Origin of the sequence: Corynebacterium sp. UMB6689 (genome assembly GCF_030215295.1) — a bacterium.
Classification (GTDB): domain Bacteria; phylum Actinomycetota; class Actinomycetes; order Mycobacteriales; family Mycobacteriaceae; genus Corynebacterium; species Corynebacterium aurimucosum.
On sequence record NZ_JASOLS010000008.1, the window covers coordinates 1 to 15,553 of the forward strand.

Annotated in this window: 14 protein-coding genes, 1 tRNA gene and 3 pseudogenes; 6 read left to right on the forward strand and 12 right to left on the reverse strand. The window is 56.4% G+C overall.

All coding sequences use genetic code 11. The features are described 5' to 3' along the window. Positions 1-74: 74 nt before the first annotated feature. Positions 75-828 (reverse strand): annotated as a pseudogene (locus QP363_RS05885) (IS1249 family transposase); the annotation flags it as partial. A 251-nt stretch (positions 829-1,079) separates the two neighbouring features. Between QP363_RS05885 and QP363_RS05890 the strand changes: the two are divergent. From QP363_RS05890 to QP363_RS05910, 5 genes are read left to right on the forward strand one after another with little or no spacing between them, the layout of a single operon-like run. Then, positions 1,080-1,955: an ABC transporter substrate-binding protein gene (locus QP363_RS05890; RefSeq protein ID WP_049157735.1), complete on the forward strand. Its 876-nt coding sequence runs from the start codon at positions 1,080-1,082 to the stop codon at positions 1,953-1,955. Continuing rightward, the gene (locus tag QP363_RS05895; protein ID WP_049157733.1) at positions 1,955-2,917 is read left to right on the forward strand and encodes an iron ABC transporter permease; all 963 of its coding nucleotides are present in this window, start codon (positions 1,955-1,957) and stop codon (positions 2,915-2,917) included. The genes QP363_RS05890 and QP363_RS05895 overlap by 1 nt, the downstream gene beginning before the upstream one ends. Continuing rightward, entirely contained in the window at positions 2,907-3,890 is a 984-nt protein-coding gene (locus QP363_RS05900) for an iron ABC transporter permease (protein WP_046646996.1), read from the forward strand. Before QP363_RS05895 ends, QP363_RS05900 begins: the two co-directional genes overlap by 11 nt. 2 nt (positions 3,891-3,892) lie before the next feature. Continuing rightward, complete coding sequence (locus tag QP363_RS05905) at positions 3,893-4,705, forward strand: ABC transporter ATP-binding protein (RefSeq protein WP_046646995.1); 813 nt, start codon at positions 3,893-3,895, stop codon at positions 4,703-4,705. Between the two features lie 24 nt (positions 4,706-4,729). After that, positions 4,730-5,524 carry a kinesin gene (locus QP363_RS05910; RefSeq protein WP_284763338.1) on the forward strand — a complete coding sequence of 265 codons (795 nt, stop codon included), beginning with the start codon at positions 4,730-4,732 and terminating at the stop codon, positions 5,522-5,524. Between the two features lie 67 nt (positions 5,525-5,591). On the opposite strand, the pseudogene QP363_RS05915 reads toward QP363_RS05910, so the two are convergent. The 6 genes and pseudogenes from QP363_RS05915 to QP363_RS05940 form a co-directional block, all read right to left on the reverse strand. Further along, positions 5,592-5,846, reverse strand: a pseudogene (locus QP363_RS05915) (DUF1990 family protein); the annotation flags it as partial. A gap of 306 nt (positions 5,847-6,152) precedes the next feature. Continuing rightward, positions 6,153-7,925, reverse strand: coding sequence for an ABC transporter ATP-binding protein (locus QP363_RS05920; RefSeq protein WP_029158873.1), 1,773 nt, complete (start codon positions 7,923-7,925; stop codon positions 6,153-6,155). Next, positions 7,918-9,666 (reverse strand): ABC transporter ATP-binding protein, encoded by a 1,749-nt coding sequence (locus tag QP363_RS05925; RefSeq protein ID WP_012714929.1) that lies wholly within the window; start codon positions 9,664-9,666, stop codon positions 7,918-7,920. The genes QP363_RS05920 and QP363_RS05925 overlap by 8 nt, the downstream gene beginning before the upstream one ends. Before the next feature lie 7 nt (positions 9,667-9,673). Beyond that, entirely contained in the window at positions 9,674-11,143 is a 1,470-nt protein-coding gene (locus QP363_RS05930; protein WP_012714930.1) for an ABC transporter ATP-binding protein, read from the reverse strand. Further along, a complete protein-coding gene (locus QP363_RS05935; RefSeq protein WP_010187692.1) occupies positions 11,140-11,865 on the reverse strand; it encodes an energy-coupling factor transporter transmembrane protein EcfT in 726 nt (241 codons plus the stop codon). Before QP363_RS05935 ends, QP363_RS05930 begins: the two co-directional genes overlap by 4 nt. Further along, positions 11,862-12,497: an MptD family putative ECF transporter S component gene (locus tag QP363_RS05940; protein WP_012714931.1), complete on the reverse strand. Its 636-nt coding sequence runs from the start codon at positions 12,495-12,497 to the stop codon at positions 11,862-11,864. The genes QP363_RS05935 and QP363_RS05940 overlap by 4 nt, the downstream gene beginning before the upstream one ends. Positions 12,498-12,637: 140 nt before the next feature. Here QP363_RS05940 and QP363_RS05945 point away from each other — a divergent pair. Further along, positions 12,638-12,853: pseudogene (locus tag QP363_RS05945) on the forward strand (IS481 family transposase); the annotation flags it as partial. 83 nt (positions 12,854-12,936) lie between these two features. On the opposite strand, the gene QP363_RS05950 reads toward QP363_RS05945, so the two are convergent. The 5 genes from QP363_RS05950 to QP363_RS05970 form a co-directional block, all read right to left on the reverse strand. Continuing rightward, positions 12,937-13,009: transfer RNA gene (locus QP363_RS05950), tRNA-Arg, on the reverse strand. Positions 13,010-13,080: 71 nt separating this feature from the next. Beyond that, positions 13,081-13,374, reverse strand: coding sequence for a mycoredoxin (locus QP363_RS05955; RefSeq protein ID WP_010187687.1), 294 nt, complete (start codon positions 13,372-13,374; stop codon positions 13,081-13,083). Next, positions 13,374-13,919, reverse strand: coding sequence for a dihydrofolate reductase (locus QP363_RS05960; RefSeq protein WP_070447306.1), 546 nt, complete (start codon positions 13,917-13,919; stop codon positions 13,374-13,376). Before QP363_RS05960 ends, QP363_RS05955 begins: the two co-directional genes overlap by 1 nt. Further along, entirely contained in the window at positions 13,919-14,725 is an 807-nt protein-coding gene (locus QP363_RS05965) for a thymidylate synthase (protein ID WP_284763352.1), read from the reverse strand. The genes QP363_RS05960 and QP363_RS05965 overlap by 1 nt, the downstream gene beginning before the upstream one ends. Before the next feature lie 36 nt (positions 14,726-14,761). After that, on the reverse strand, positions 14,762-15,520 hold the full coding sequence (locus QP363_RS05970) for a 3'(2'),5'-bisphosphate nucleotidase CysQ (RefSeq protein WP_284763354.1): 759 nt from the start codon (positions 15,518-15,520) through the stop codon (positions 14,762-14,764). Between the last annotated feature and the right edge of the window lie 33 nt (positions 15,521-15,553).

Genomic DNA, 15,553 nt, shown 5'->3' on the forward strand with positions numbered 1-15,553 from the left:
AATCAACAGCAGAAAAGAAATAGCTGCCTAACCACTAGGTAGCTCCACTACGTGTCCACGATTTGCGGGCAACCCCATACCCATGTCCAATTTCCTGTATCAGGGTCTTTAACCCTGGTCCTCTCGTCCATCCACCTGCGGTAGACAGTGTTGAAGTTATGGAGCAATACACCCCAGTCAGCTACCTCTTCTTTAGTTCGCACTCGGGTGAGTTTCAGCGCTAGCGTGTAGATAGCTTTGCCGGCATCAGTGCGCGGACGTGAGGTTGTATAGCGGCGAACTACACGCTGTGCGTGGACGAGGCAACGCTGCACATGTGTTGTTGACCAGCAGGTTTTTATTGCACTTGCTGTTCCTTGCCCGCCATCTGTCGTTGCGATTAACGGGGCGGGGATGCGTTCGAGCAGGCGTGTGTAATCGGGAGCGGTTTCGTGTTTGGCACCAGTGCCAAGCAACAACATGATCGAGGGTGGAAGCTACAATCAAGCATCCGCCAGCGGTGTAGGTACCGTCGAGAAATATCTGGTCATAGACTCGGCCTGTATGTGCCACGGTGGGATCCGGTACGTCAATAAGCCAGTACCATGTAAATCTGCGCTTCATAGTGGAATGGCTTACATTGTTGCGTTTAGCCAGTGCAGTTAGCGAGATTGTGGTGGTGCAATGCTCGATAAAATCCGCAAAAATTCTAGCGTTGGTGACGTCGGGGCGACGTTTGATGCCTGATGCCCCACAGGCTTTACATCGCCATCGTGTGGTTCCTTTGCTGGTAGTTCCGTTGCGTTTCATGTCGCCGCCGCAGTGGCAGCGTGGTCGATTCTTCGGCATCAAGCCACCACACCACCAGGGCCTACCACATCCAGGTAGAAACACCGGGGATTTACCGTCAAGGACAGCGATATACGGTCGTGAAGCCTATACTTTCAACAATCACACTGGACAGTGACTATAAATCACCGATCCCAGACACACTTTCTGACCCTTAACCCATTTTAGCGGACGTGCGGCAACATGGTCCGTATCGGGAACGTGGCAATCAGACCCTAGACAGCAAACCCTTACCTGAGTAAGGTAAGGCTATGCAAAAGAAAGACTTCATGAATGTGCGTGCAGTTATCGCACTCGTAGCCACTCTAGCCCTAGGCGCAGGCCTTGTTGCGTGTTCTTCTGATTCTTCTTCTAAGGAAGGAAACGGAGAAAAGAAGATCGAGCGAGTTGTGGCGCTTGATTGGCGCTACGAGGAAATTCTCAAGGCCCTCGATGTGGACCCAGTGGGAATCGTGGAAATCGGTAAGTCGGAGGCACCGACCACTTTGAAAGGGCAGCTGGGTCAAGCGACCTCTGTGGGCCAGGCCAAGCAGCCGAATCTAGAGGTTATCCAGTCCTTGGAGCCGGATCTGATCCTGGCTAGCCCTACCCGTCAAGCCGATATCATGCCGCAGTTGGAAGAGATTGGGCAGACCGAATCCTACCCAGATGAGACTTACTTGGACGTGCTGGACTCGATGGATGAGATCGCGGCCAAGCTAGGTAAAGAGGAAAAGGCCAAAGAAGTCCGTCAGCGCATCGAGGACAAGATTGCTCATACCAAGGACGCGGTAAAGCCGGGGAGTCGTGCGGTCGTGGCTGGCTGGTCCAGTGAGATGCTCTATACCTGGGTCAACCCTTCCTTCCCCCAGTCGCTACTAAGTGAGGTGGGCTATGACTATGCCTTCGAAGGTGAGAAGTCATCCATCGAATCTAAGACTGATGTAGCGGAACTGACCGGCGATAAGCTCCCTGGTATGAAGGCTGACCTAGTCTTTATGTACAAGGACGTCGATGCGTTTAAAAAGACGCCCTATGCCAAGGGTAGCGGCGACATCGTAGAGGTGGACCAAGATATCTGGTCGCGCGCCCGCGGGCCGCTTTCCGCCGAGCATATGCTCGATGACATCATCGCCGCCGAAGAGTAGTGGCACCTCGAACTAAAACCAGCGTCTGCCTGGTCCTTGCAACCGCTGCCGTCGCCTTCGTGTGGTGGTGGCGGCTTCGCCATGTTCAGGTGCCAGCTGATACCCCGTGGCTGGAAGAAGAGCTGCATAGCGTGGCCTTTGACCGTCTCCTTGCCACCACGGTCGTCGGTATCGCATTAGGGGTAGGCGGGTTATTGCTGCGGACGGCAACTGCGAATCCGCTAGCCGATCCGTCCATCACTGGTGTGAACTCCGGTGCGGCACTCGGCGCAGTCGCAACAGCAATGTTTATAGGAAGCGAAACCTCGAGTGTTGACCAGTTGCCCGGTGCGCTGTTGGGTGCGGGGATTGCTGTGGGGGTGACGGTGGGCGTCGGTAAGAGCGGTGCGATCCAGCGCATGGTACTCGTTGGCGTTGCTGTTTCCGCGCTGTGTAGCGCATTGACCTCCATTTTCTTGGTAGTAGATGAAGCTCAACTGGCTACGGTGATGTCATGGCTTTCTGGTCGGCTTGCCGGTGTGCGCCTAAGCGGTATCATGCCGGCGCTGATTGCCGTGCTGGTCGTGGTTCCCTTGACCTTAGTCGGTGCAAAAACGCTGGACTTGCTCGTAGCAGGCGATGCCGTGGCTGGTGCTGTCGGCGCGAAGCCGGAGCGCATTCGGTTGGCAGCCATTGTGGCGGCGGTAGTGCTTATTGCTCCGGCCGTAGCTGCAACTGGGCCGATTGGCTTCTTGGGGTTGATGGCCGCGGCCGTAGCGTGGCGGGTGTGCGGCTCACACCACCGCATGGGGCTGTGCGTGGCTGGAATTGTTGGAGCAGCGGTGCTTTTGGTGGCCGATTCGGTTGGCCAGGCAATCTGGGCGCCAGCCGAGACCCCAGTGGGCATCGTGACTTCTTTGGCTGGCATGCCATTAGTGTTGTGGGCCGTCCATGCGCTGGGGAGGAGGAAGCATGCGGCATAAGAGATTTGTTGGGGTGCTAGTAGGACTCATCCTGGCGTTGGCGTTGAGCGCAATCATCGGCATGGGCGTCGGTGCGGTGATGAAACCGCCGGGCGAGGTGATCACCGCCTTCGTTACCGGAGAGCCGCTCATCTGGAAGTACCGCGCCCCGCGGATCTTGGTGGGAATCTGCGCTGGTATTGCCATGGCCGTCTCTGGCTGTCTATTGCAGTCCGCGCTACGCAATCCTTTGGCCGCACCAGATACGGTGGGTATTACCTCCGGCGGCGGACTCGCGGCCGTTGCGGTACTCATGGGATCAGGCGCCCTGCCGGCCCACCTGCTGACTTTCATAGCCTTTATTGGAGCGTTGGCTGGAACTGGGCTGGTTCTTCTCCTCGCCGGGCGCGGGGCAAGTGATCCGGTGCGCCTGCCGCTTACCGGGGTGGCGGTATCTTTTGGGCTGGGCGCCATCACCGAATTGCTCCTGGTGCGGGCTGCCCCAGAGGCAGGAGCGGCCATGACATGGTTGAAAGGTTCGCTTTACGCCCGCTCGCTTGGCGATGCCACCATTGTCGCCCCCTTTATCCTTCTCGCCCTAACCGTCGCGATGGTGGTGGCAAAACACCTGGATATGCTCGCGCTGGATGATTCCACCATGGCCGGCATCGGCGTGAGCACCAAGATATGGCGCCTAATAGCAGTAGCCTTAGCCGTCATCCTCGGTGCCGCGGGAGTCGCCGCGGCCGGGGTCTTGGGCTTCGCCGGACTCATCGTCCCCCATGCTGCTCGCTTGGTTGTTGGCGCGAACCTGCGCTGGCAAATACCCGTGGCAGCCCTAGGCGGCGCGGTCCTTGTGACCGCATGCGATACGCTCGGTCGCTGGGCCTTCGCCCCCACGGAAATCCCCGTTGGCGCGCTCATCGCGCTGATCGGTGCACCGTATTTCATTTTCCTATTGACTCGACTGACCCGAGTGCGAAACGGAGGCTAGACATGACACTGACGTGCAGCGGATTAACCGTGGGCTACGGTGGACCCGATGTGGTCAAGGACGTAAATCTTCACTTATCCAGCGGTCAAGTAACCGCTCTGATCGGGCCGAATGGCTGCGGCAAGTCGACGCTTCTCAAGACATTGGGCCGCCAACTTACGCCCAGCGCAGGTGCGGTGTACCTCTCGGACCAAAATATCAGCAAGTATTCCTCGCGTGCCTTTGCCCGTGAAGTTTCTTTTCTGCCACAACATCCCGTGGCTCCGGAAGGGGTATTAGTGCGTGACGTCATCGGTTACGGCCGCTATCCCTATACAGGGGCGCTAGCGACGATGCGGGCCGGAGATCATGCAGCGGTTGAGCGTGCTGCCTCGCGTGCTGGGGTGAGCGAGCTTCTCGACGCCCCCGCGGCAGACCTTTCCGGTGGTCAGCGCCAGCGCGTCTTCCTCGCTATGACTTTGGCCCAAGAAACGCCAATTACCTTGCTTGACGAGCCGACTACTTACCTCGACCCCGCGCACCAATTGTCCATTTTGGATCTGATTCGAGATCTCAATGGCGCCGGGGTCACAGTGGTCATGGTGGTCCACGATATGGTCCATGCCGCGCGTTACGCCGATAGAATCGTAGCCATGCGTGAGGGACGCATTGTGGCCGAAGGGGCCACCGAGGAGGTGATGACCGCTGAACTCGTACGCGAAACCTTCCATGTTGAGTGTTTAGAGATGACTGATCCCTCCACCGGTCGACGCTTTCCCATACCCATTTCCGTGCACGCTCCTGAATTTTCTGGAACCCTAGAAGGAAGAAGATAAATCTATTTAAAGGAGTACGTAGCAATGGCAAACGAACTAGGCCACGAAGTTGACCTGGATCGCAACGAATACAAGTACCTGGCATCTGAGGACACTGTGTCTTCGGCAGCTAACTCTGGCACCTCCGCTCGGTCCGGCGCGGCTGCAGCAGGTGCAGGGGTTGCAGCGGCAGGCGCCGCGGGCACAGCCGGCCTATCTACCGCCAGCAAGTACGAGCCGCAGAATCACGTCGTTGCTGGCGCCGACGAAGAGCATGTAGGCTCTGCCTCCGAGCAGCCGGACCTGCAGGAGAAGCTGGATGAGAACAACGCTGACTACGCGCCGAGCCAGCACATCGTAGGTGAGGCGCAGGAAGAGCACATTGGTTCCGCCCCGCAGCAGCCGGACCTGCAGGAGAAGCTGGACGAGGAGAACTCGGACTATGCGCCGAGCCAGCACATCGTAGGCGGCGCGCAGGAAGAGCACATTGGTTCCGCCCCGCAGCAACCGGACCTGCAGGAGAAGCTGGACGAGGGTAACTCTGACTACGCCCCGAGCCAGCACATCGTAGGCGAAGCAAACGAAGAGCGTGTTGCTACTGTGCCGAACCAGGACAACGTCAACGGTCAGCAGTCCTCTGAGCGCCTGGATCAGCTAAAGGACAAGGCATCCGAGGCTGGTAGCGCCGTCGGCGATGCGTTCCAGCGCGCTAAGGGCTTCGTGGAGGACAAGGCACACGAGTACCAAGAGGAGTCCACGAAGAAGGGTGGCTTCTTTGACCGCGTCAAGGGCGCTGTCCGTGATGCTCGCGAGTCCATCGAAGACAAGCGCAAGAACTAACCAGCGCTGATACTAAGCCGCTTTCCCAGGGCTCGGGGAGGCGGCTTTTGTCGTATGCGCAATCCTGCTAATCGTCTAAGGCGTGAAGGTAGAGTTGGCTAATCAGCAGGCGCCTTGGCACGTCCACAAGTGGGCGCAGGGAGGGGAGGAAGGGCTCTGAGGCGGCGTCGATAAGCAGCAGTGTGCGGCCATCGCGCAGGCGCTCCAGAGCAAAGGTCTCCTCGCCGCGCTCAAGGTGTCCGGGAAGGGTGCCGTAGGTGAACCCGCAGCGGCCGTCCTTGTGGAATACATCGACCACGCGGCAGCGAAAATCCCATGGGCCAAAGCCACGTTTCGCGGCGGCCTCTATTTGTTAGAAAGGTCGCTTGACTGATTCGGCTTCACAGTGCTTCGTGGGCCCGAAATCGCTAGGGCAGCATGTGCTTGCCCGTGCGCAAGGAACTGAAGATTAAGGAGAACCATCATGAACAACAAACTGGCGAAGGCATGGCCAACGCCGCGCAGTGGTCGCTCGTAGCCGCTACCGCATTCTTCGCTCTGAGCTTTGTCGGTGCACTTAGGGTGCTCCGTGCTGCGGGGGGGGGGGAGAAGGGTGCCCCCGCAAACAACGCCGATCTCGGTGCCCGCGTTAATCGCGTCCCGAACTGATTTTCCACCCGCGTGCTGCTTTGCGTTGCTGCCAGAAGTGACGGTAGATACCGGGGACATCGGAAAGCTCAGAATGCGTGCCCAGCTGGCTGACTTGCCCGTGTTCATCCAAGACTACGATTTGATCAGCAGATTTGATTGTATCCAGCTTATGGGCGATGACAATAAAAGTAGATTGCTCCCGTAGCTCGTCCATCGCAGCAAGAATGTTTGCCTCATTTTCTGCATCGAGCGCGGAGGTAGCCTCATCAAAGAGTACAATCGGCGCTTGCTTGAGAAGCGCGCGAGCTACAGATACGCGCTGGCGTTCACCACCGGATAGAAGCCGACCGCCTTCACCAACAGGAGTATGCCACCCTAGGCGGTTGGCAATAGAAGTCACGCCTGAAAGATCAGCTGCGCGGAAGACTTCCTCATCGGAGGCGTCGGGACGACCAACGCGGATATTAGCGATTAACGAGTCGTCGAAGAGGTAGACATCCTGAAAAACCATGGACAGTCTGGACATTAACTGTTCGGTTCCAAGCTCGCGGATATCTACGCCGTCAACCATCACCGCCCCGGAATCTACATCCCAGAATCGCGAAATAAGGCGCGCAATTGTGGTCTTTCCGGAGCCAGAAGGACCGACAATGGCGGTAACGGTGCCTGGTCGAGCATGGAAAGCGATATCTACCAATACTGGTTTATCGCCGTATCCAAACGTGACATTACGCAGCTCTACACTTCCCGAACCATCGCCTGGGCGCGGAGTAGTGGGTTCCGGTAGGGACGGGGCATCGGTGATGAGCTCAGTTTCTGTGAGCGCGATACGGCCGGCATCTAAACCGACGAAAGAAGAACCCAGCTGCTCAAGCGTGCGGGTAAACCTCAAGCTGATTCCGATGATCGCAATTGTTTCTAGTGGCGATAGGGCGCCTTCAACGGCAAGATCCGCGGAGACCATAATGAGAGCCACAATGAAGATCTGCACTACTATGCCGTTGAGTAGCAAAGCTAATGTGGATACCCATAGCTCGCGTATTCGTGCTTTATGGTCGATTTCTAGCGCTTGCTCTAGTGGCGCAAAAACTTGTGATTGTCCTGCCGCGCGCAGGGCTGGTTGACGGTTAGCAAATTCTACGATGCGCTGGGAGAGCTCTTTACTCGGCCCCAGTGCGCGGTTCGATGCTTTCTCACGAATCCATGCAGCCAACTGCATCACCACGAGCGCCAATGGTGCGATGATAAGAAGGACCAAGCCCAGCTTCGGGTTCCAGAAACACGCTCCTACTAACAAGGTGACAAGTGCCGCGCTATCGCGGTATATCGTTCCTTGAATATGCGCAATGGTCTCGGCCGCCACCATAAAGCGATCTGAAACGAGGCGAGATAGGCCGCCGGTATTAGCCGGTACGAACCAGCCGAGCGGTAGCGTTGCTAATTTATCGCCCACAGTCGTGTGCGCGGCTCGGATGAAATCCAAGGCCGTGTGGTAAGAGGCCATGGTTGCGAAAAATCGTAGCGCAAAAGCTACGAGCGCAATTGCCAAAAGCGTCCACATCCATGGTGCGATCGTCGTATCCCCATCGAGTGCCTTTGTAAGTGGCACGAGCGTGAGAACGGCGAGGCCATCAAGCACGCCAACGATAAGCGATAGACAAGCATACCTTTTATTGAGCTTATGGCCTACAGGACTTTGCAGCTTTTTGACACTGCGAGTGAGTAGCGGATCACGAAGACGCGAACTAACAGGCGTAGTGGCATTAGACATGAGAATTATCCTTCATAGGCTTGAGGCAGATTATTTGGTCTGCTCCTTGGATGGACTCCGGCTTGTGGGCGATGACTAAGACGGTCTTGCCTCTGACGAGTGTGGCTAGAGCTGCTTGAATTTCTGCTTCGCAGTCAGGATCAGTTGCCGCAGTAGCTTCATCCAGGATCAAGATTGGGGCATTGGTAATGATTGCCCGGGCAATAGAAATGCGTTGCTGTTGTCCACCGGATAAAGAGGTGTCCTCACCAACAACGGTGTCGAGCCCAGCCGGTAAAGCGCGAATATCAGCAGCTATGTGCGCAGCCTCTGCGGCTTGCCAGATCTCTTCATCGCGGGCTTCTGGGCGTGCAAGGCGAATGTTTTCCCGAATACTCATACGCAGTAAGTGAGGATCTTGTAAGACGAAAGCCACAGTGCGGTACAAACTGTCGAAAGTGAGATCACGGATATCCACGTTGTTGATAGTGATTGTGCCCGAATCTGGATCCTGGAAACGCGCCAACATCGTTGCTGCTGTGGATTTGCCAGACCCGGAGGGGCCAATCAATGCCGTGACAGTGCCTGCATTTAGTTGCGCAGAAAAGTCTTGGAGGACTGGTGTGTCTGGGGCGTAGCTAAAGCTGACCTTATGGAACTCCACCTCCATGTCTTGACTATTGGCGTCGAGGCTCTTTTGGCCTTCTTTCACATGGGAAATTGTCATGACTTCATCAAGGCGCAACGCCGCATTGCCAGCGAGCTGGTAAGACCACATCATTTGGCCGACGGTTTGAATCGTGCCCGGGAGCACCAGCGCAATTAACGTTGTTGCGATGACTTCAGCGACCGTGACATAGCCACCAGCTATCAGCAGGGAACCGACTCCTAGATTGATAAGGATGAGGACAGGAACCGCCACCACAGACTCTGAGATTGCGGAAACACGCAGAAGCGGACGTACCCACTCGTAATAGAATTCCGCGAATTTTTGGGCAGCTTCGCGATATCGAGCGTGGGCTTTGCCAACGGTGCCGAAAGCCTTGACGACGGAAATACCTTCGGAGAACTCCACCGCAGTCGCAGAGACCTCACCCAGATAATTATCCATTTCCGCAGTTTTTGTGCCCATATCTTTCATTGAATATGCTTGGATTGCTAGGAAAATGGGCACAGTGGCAATAGAAAGTAGACCAAGGCGCCAATCCAAGATAAAGGCATAAACCAGAAGCGCGAGGGGCGTAAAGATCGCGGCGACCTTCTCTACAGGAGCATGGGCTGTCAGGGTGTGCAGAGTTAACGTATCGTCCTCGACGGCTTTGCGGACTTTGCCGGAATTAGTCTGGCTAAACCACGAGAGTGGTGCTTTCGCAATAGCGGTAATAATTCGGCGCCGGTTAATCCCCACCAGCTTTGCATCAGCGAAGTGGGTGATTGCAAGGGCAAGGAAATAGAAGAATAGCTGGCCCAAAAATGCAGCAAGTAGCCATTTCACAATGGACGCGACGTCATCAGTATTGCCGTCGATTAGAGCATTTCCCAGTGCCACCAACGCGACGTAGGGTGCTACGGCGAGTACCGAGGATATAAGCGCGAGAAACTGTGCGAAGTAGATGGTTGTTTGCACTGGGGCCAGTAGTTTTTTTAGAGCGACCTGGCCGGCTTTTAGTTTTGCGCGAGCCTCTTCTTCCGGTGACGCACCGTGTGATTCTGGTGCGTGGGTTCCGCTTGATTCTGTGGAACTTTGTTTTAGTTCAGACATTTCTTTCTCAATTCTTGTTGATGTCAGTCATATCGATGATTCTGGTGACTGATTCTTGGATGAATTCGTGGTCATGGGTGATGACGATGACCACTGCTCCGCTTGCTGCAAGAGATCGAAGTAGCGCAGAGATGGATTGCAGTTGGCGCCAGCCCACGCCAGAGGTAGGTTCATCGAAGATGTAGATCGCTGCTTGCTCGGCTTGGGCTGAAGCTATGGCTAAGCGTTGCCGTTGCCCACCGGACAGAGACTGCGGATGCCGTTGGGCCATTCCTGCCAGATCGAGGCGATGGAGAATCTCATTGACATCGATGTGGTCCCGCTTCTTCTTTGCCAGTCCGAGCGTGACTTCTTCTTCGGTGGTGGCTGCGAATAATTGGCGGCCAACATCTTGCATCACCATGTACGCGGCACGTCTGCGGGCAGCCGCTCCTACTCGTTTGCTGTTCAAACGGAGACTACCGCCGCGTTTGGGAGAAGCAAGACCACAAATGATCCTGGCGAGGGTGGTTTTTCCAGCGCCGTTGGGCCCGATTAAGGCGGTGACTTCGCCGCTGGGGAAAAATGCGTGGTCAATGTTTAATACCTCATGTGCGCCATAAGAAAAACAGATGTTGCTTAGCTCGAGTCCGCTCCGCTGGGGATCGGCGTTTTCGAGCGTGGGTGGTACCGGCACGCTCGCGGGCAGGGGAACATGGTGTAAGCTGCGTAGCCCCAATTGTTTGCGTTCGGGTTCGTCTAAGGCATAAAACTCCTGAGCGCGGAAACTCCGCGTTATTTTTCCCTGAGTCAAGTAAATAACTTGGTCAGCGATATCTTTTAAGAAAAAGAGACGGTGATCAGCGATAATGATCGTTGTGCCTAATTCCTTCAAGCGGTGTAGCACGCGTGCAAGAATATCGATGCTTTCCATAGAGAGATTGGACGTGGGTTCATCGAGAAGCACGAGACTGCCCGGGGACACAAGCGCGCATGCGCATGCCACGGTTTGTAACTGCCCACCGGATAATTCTTTGAATCGCCGGCCCCGAAGATCGTTAATGCCTAGTAGCTCGACCGCTGATTGAATCCTCGACTCAATTTCTTTGGGATCTACACCAAGGTTTTCTAGCCCGAAGGCCAATTCTGCATTGACGCTTTCAGTGAAAAATTGTGTCCTTGGATTCTGGAATACTGAGGCGCTGAACTCGATGGCTCGGGACAGCGGTTCTTCCGCAGGGGTAAAAGCCTGGTCATCCTTTATAATAGTGATGGTGCCTAGTAGCTCTCCTGGATTGAAATGGGGGATGAGTCCGTTGATCAACTTGAGTACCGTGGACTTTCCCGATCCGGAATCACCGGTAATCAGTAGACACTGTCCTGGAGAGACAGAAAAAGACACATCAGATACACCTTGAATACCTGGCCGAGCTCCCAATGGATATGTAAAAGAAACGTTGTGGGCGTCTACACTGGTTGCGATACTGCGTTCGTTCATAAGTGGACCTCCGTGGGAAGCCAGACAGAGGCAACAACGAGGCCCAACCCAGCTAGTGCAGTTGCATCGACAAGCTTGAAGGAAAGATCGGCGGTGGTGGTTGGGCGTGCGGGTCCTCCCAATCCCCGGACAAGAGCAGAGGCAGCGAGCTCATCACCAGCGCGGACGACGGCACCTAATAAGGGGATGATCAACATCGCGGACGATTGTGTGGGCTGTGTGATCCAGCTTTTTACTCCAGGCTGGAGACCCCGAAGGACCATGGCATCGCGGATGGCTTTGGCTTCTGCCACGATGATCGGCAAAACGCGCAGGAAAACCGCCGGTGGAATGGTGGCCCAGCCTGGTAAACGCAGGTCCCGCAGTGCTGAGGTCAACGTGGATGGTGTGAGAGTGAGCAAGCCGAATGTGCCGATGGACATGCTGATGACAAAACGGCTTAGCCACGAAAAAATTGCCGCTGAAAAAGCGAAAAATGTGGAGCCAGGAAGCTGTAATAGGCCCCAGTACCCTAGATAGGATAATGCAAAAGCGAACAGGCAAATAAGACCATAGTGTGGCTTTACTGTAGCTAGTGCGATGGAGCTGAAAGCGATAGAAATCAGCAGTGTCGGTAGGTGGCCGTGGCTGAGAGCTACCGCATTGATTACTAGAACAGAAAGCAGCACGGTCCGTGGATCGATCGAAGATCGATGAAGCACGCCCTGTTTTTGCAGGCTCACAGGAGACCAGCGCTTTCAAAGTGTTTGCGGCTGACGCGAACTCCGACCTTTCCTCCGATAAAGCCGACGATGAGCGCACAAATGGCCAGTACTCCAATGGTCCATGGCTGGAAGATATCCGACATGGCATCGGCATATTCTTGACCCATTTGGTCTGCGATATCGACGTAGTAGGAGTCCGTATCCAGAATTAGCGGGATAAAAGGCATAGAAATCCAGACACAGAAGACGCTGTAGGCAATAGGGAAGGATTTGGCAATACTGAGGTGGCTTTTTGTAATAATCAAATCCGCGATAAACCCTAGAATTATGCTTCCCAGCAGGGTCCAGAAGTAGTGTCCGGTGAGCATGAATGCTAGTCCGTTAATACCACCGACGAGGGTGAAAGCACCCATTTTGGGCGTGCGGGCGGCATAAAGCGCTAGCACGATTCCGTTTGCGATTGCCGCGATGAACCATCCAATAAACATGAATTGTGGTCCTGCGAATCCAATCATTCCGCTTACAAAGGTGATTACAAAGTAAAGTGCAGCAAAGATGCCAGCGTTGATGAGATCTCTGGTGTTTAAACGTGCCGTCGACCCACTGGATGAGCTTGCACTCCGTGCGGGCGTAGAGGACTGTTGGGTCATAGTAAACCTCGATTTATGAACAGCAGGAAAGGTAAGGCTTACCTAAGTTAGGTAATACTGTTTATAAAACATTTCAAGTTTTGATCTGAAGATTCACCCTTAATGGGGGTGAATGCAGATAAGTAGACATCAAACCAGACCACGACTACCGACTAAGTACCGACAAAATCGGCACCAACGGCAAGACAACCCTGCGATGGGGAGGCAAACTACGCCGCCTCTACATCGGACGCAGATGGGGCGGGGAACCAATCACCATGGTCTGCATCGACAACCACGTCGACGTCAAAATAGCCATCACTGGGGCACAAATCGCCGCCTACACACTCACCGAAGAAAAGATCTACTACAACTAGAAAGACAACGAACTCAACCCCAGTCGGGGCAACTAAAAAATCTCGAGACACCGACCGGAACGATGTCTCGAGACTTCACAGCGTGCCCCAGAGAAGATTCGAACTTCCGACACCGGCTTTAGGAGAGCCGTGCTCTATCCCCTGAGCTACTGGGGCGGGGGTGCGTTGCGCACCTAGGTAAGACTAGCAGCCCCGCGTGGGGCGGCGTTAAATGCGTCGCCTTTCGTTTATTCGCCGGCCAGCTCCGCGTACTTGGCGCGGACCTCGCTGGCGGAAGGGTTGGTGGCGTGGGTGCCGTCGGAGTAGAGGACGGTGGGCACGATGCGGTTGCCGTCGTTGACGGACTCGATCCAGGCGTTGATGTCGGCGGTGTCGGGGGAATCCGCTTCGACGTTGACGAGCTCGTATGGGGTTTCGGTGCGGTCCAGGTTTTTGATCAGCTTGGCACAGAACGGGCACCAATCGGCGAAGAAGATGGTGACGTGCTCAGTGGTTTCGGGAGTGGCAACGTTGGTGCTCATTAAGCAGCAGCCTTTCTGTCGTAGGTGAGGAAACGGTATTTCATCGGCAGCTCGCTGGGCGGCTGGCCGGGAATGGTGAGGTGGCCTGATTCGGAGGTCAGCCAGTCACTATCGGCAGACAGACTGAACTCTTCAGGCACGGTGGGGGCCAGTACGACATCTGCGCCGTAGGCATCGCCGACTTGTACACCCATGAGGGTGAGCTCGATGGTATCCACGCGCTCGAGGGCGGAATGGTAGAGCTGGCCGCCGCCGATGATCCAGGCGTCGCCAGGCGCAGCATCAAGCGCGGCGTCGAGGTTATCCACCACGGTGGCGCCCGCAGACCACTCGCCGGGCTCGCGGCTAGAGAGCACGATGTTCTCCCGGCCTGGCAACGGGCGGAACTTGGGGTTGAGGGACTCCCACGTCTTGCGGCCCATGATGACAGGCGCACCCATGGTCACTTCTTTGAAGTGCTTCAGGTCTTCCGGCACGTGCCAGGGCATGACCACGCCGTCACCGATGACGCCGTCGAGGGACTGGGCCCAGATTGCGCCCAGCATTAGACGGACACCTGTGCCTTGATGGTGGGGTGGGGGTCGTAGCCGATGACCTCAAAATCATCGAAGTCATAGTCAAAGAGGCTCTCAGCCTTGTGGAGCTTGAGCTGCGGGTACTCGCGCGGCTCGCGGGAGAGCTGTTCCTTAACCTGCTCAATATGGTCGTTGTAGATGTGGCAATCCCCGCCGGTCCAGATGAGCTCGCCCACCTCAAGGCCTGCTTGCTGCGCAAACATGTGAGTCAGCGCCGCGTAGGAGGCTAAGTTGAAGGGGACACCGAGGAACATGTCGGCTGAGCGCTGGTAGACCTGCATGGAGAGTTTCCCGTCAGCGACGTAGAGCTGGAACAGCAGGTGGCAGGGCATGAGCGCCATCTTGTCCAACTCAGAAACGTTCCACGCGGAGACCAAGTTGCGGCGCGAGTCCGGGTTGTTCTTGAGCGTGTCCAGCGCGACCTGAATCTGATCGATGTGCTGGCCATCCGGCGTGGGCCAGGAGCGCCATTGCACGCCATAGACAGGGCCCAACTCACCGTCCTCATCGGCCCACTCGTTCCAGATGCGAACCTTGTTCTCCTGCAGCCACGTCACGTTGGACTCGCCGCGCAGGAACCACAGCAGCTCACCAATCACGCCGTGAAAGTAGACCTTCTTGGTGGTCAGCAGGGGAAAAGACTCCGCCAGGTTATAGCGAAGTTGGGCACCGAACAGGGAGAGGGTGCCGGTGCCAGTGCGGTCGCCTTTGGGAGCGCCTTCTTCCAAGACGCGGCGCAGGAGGTCCTCGTACGGAGTCTCAATCATGGTCGCCATGATAGCGCCCTTGCGTCCGTGCCATGTGCGCGGGGCTTAGTAGCCGCCGTTGGCCTCCGCGTAGGCGGCGGCGTGCTCCAGAATCTCGTCTGCCAACTCCGGGCGGCAGATCAAAAGATCCGGGATGAAGGTGTCCTCATTGTTGAATTTGATGGGCGAGCCATCCAGGCGCGAGCAGTGCAGACCCGCCGCCAGAGCCACGCCCACCGGGGCGGCCTGGTCCCACTCGTACTGGCCGCCGGCATGGATGTATCCGTCATAGTCACCCAACAACACGTGGATGGCCTTCGCACCCGCGGAGCCTACGCCGACGGTCTCAAAGCCCATCTTCTCCGCGACGTAATCCGCTACCTTCGGCGGGCGGTTACGAGAAACCACGAACTTCTTTGACAACGGGCCGGTTACCGCGCGCACGTCGGAGGACTTAAAGGTCACGCCCATGTCCGGCATGCCGACGGCCGCGTGGATGGGGGTGCCGTTTTCCACCAGCGCGATGTGGACGGCCCAGTCCTGGCGGCCGGTAGCGAACTCCTTGGTGCCGTCGAGCGGGTCGATGATCCACACACGGTCCTTCTTCAAACGGCTCAAGTCATCGGCAGCCTCCTCCGACAGGACGCCGTCCTTGGGGCGGTGCTGCTCAAGGACGCGGGAGATCCACTCCTGAGCGGCCTCATCGCCGGCATCACCCAGCGCCAAGCCGCGCAGCAGGCCACCGTTGCGCACACCTTTGAGGATTTCGCCGCAGCCATCGGCGAGGGAGTTGGTTAGACGGGAATCAGAAATCTCAACGGTCATAGTGACCAGATTAGCGCGCGCGATACAGTAGGG

Bases quoted from the DNA above. Each gene is read 5' to 3' on its own strand.
- QP363_RS05890 (WP_049157735.1), top strand. From the start codon at position 1,080: ATGCAAAAGAAAGACTTCATGAATGTGCGTGCAGTTATCGCACTCGTA.
- QP363_RS05930 (WP_012714930.1), bottom strand. From the start codon at position 11,143: ATGAACGAACGCAGTATCGCAACCAGTGTAGACGCCCACAACGTTTCT.
- QP363_RS05925 (WP_012714929.1), bottom strand. From the start codon at position 9,666: ATGTCTGAACTAAAACAAAGTTCCACAGAATCAAGCGGAACCCACGCA.
- QP363_RS05965 (WP_284763352.1), bottom strand. From the start codon at position 14,725: ATGGCGACCATGATTGAGACTCCGTACGAGGACCTCCTGCGCCGCGTC.
- QP363_RS05900 (WP_046646996.1), top strand. From the start codon at position 2,907: ATGCGGCATAAGAGATTTGTTGGGGTGCTAGTAGGACTCATCCTGGCG.
- QP363_RS05955 (WP_010187687.1), bottom strand. From the start codon at position 13,374: ATGAGCACCAACGTTGCCACTCCCGAAACCACTGAGCACGTCACCATC.
- QP363_RS05920 (WP_029158873.1), bottom strand. From the start codon at position 7,925: ATGTCTAATGCCACTACGCCTGTTAGTTCGCGTCTTCGTGATCCGCTA.
- QP363_RS05910 (WP_284763338.1), top strand. From the start codon at position 4,730: ATGGCAAACGAACTAGGCCACGAAGTTGACCTGGATCGCAACGAATAC.
- QP363_RS05905 (WP_046646995.1), top strand. From the start codon at position 3,893: ATGACACTGACGTGCAGCGGATTAACCGTGGGCTACGGTGGACCCGAT.
- QP363_RS05960 (WP_070447306.1), bottom strand. From the start codon at position 13,919: ATGCTGGGCGCAATCTGGGCCCAGTCCCTCGACGGCGTCATCGGTGAC.
- QP363_RS05940 (WP_012714931.1), bottom strand. From the start codon at position 12,497: ATGACCCAACAGTCCTCTACGCCCGCACGGAGTGCAAGCTCATCCAGT.
- QP363_RS05970 (WP_284763354.1), bottom strand. From the start codon at position 15,520: ATGACCGTTGAGATTTCTGATTCCCGTCTAACCAACTCCCTCGCCGAT.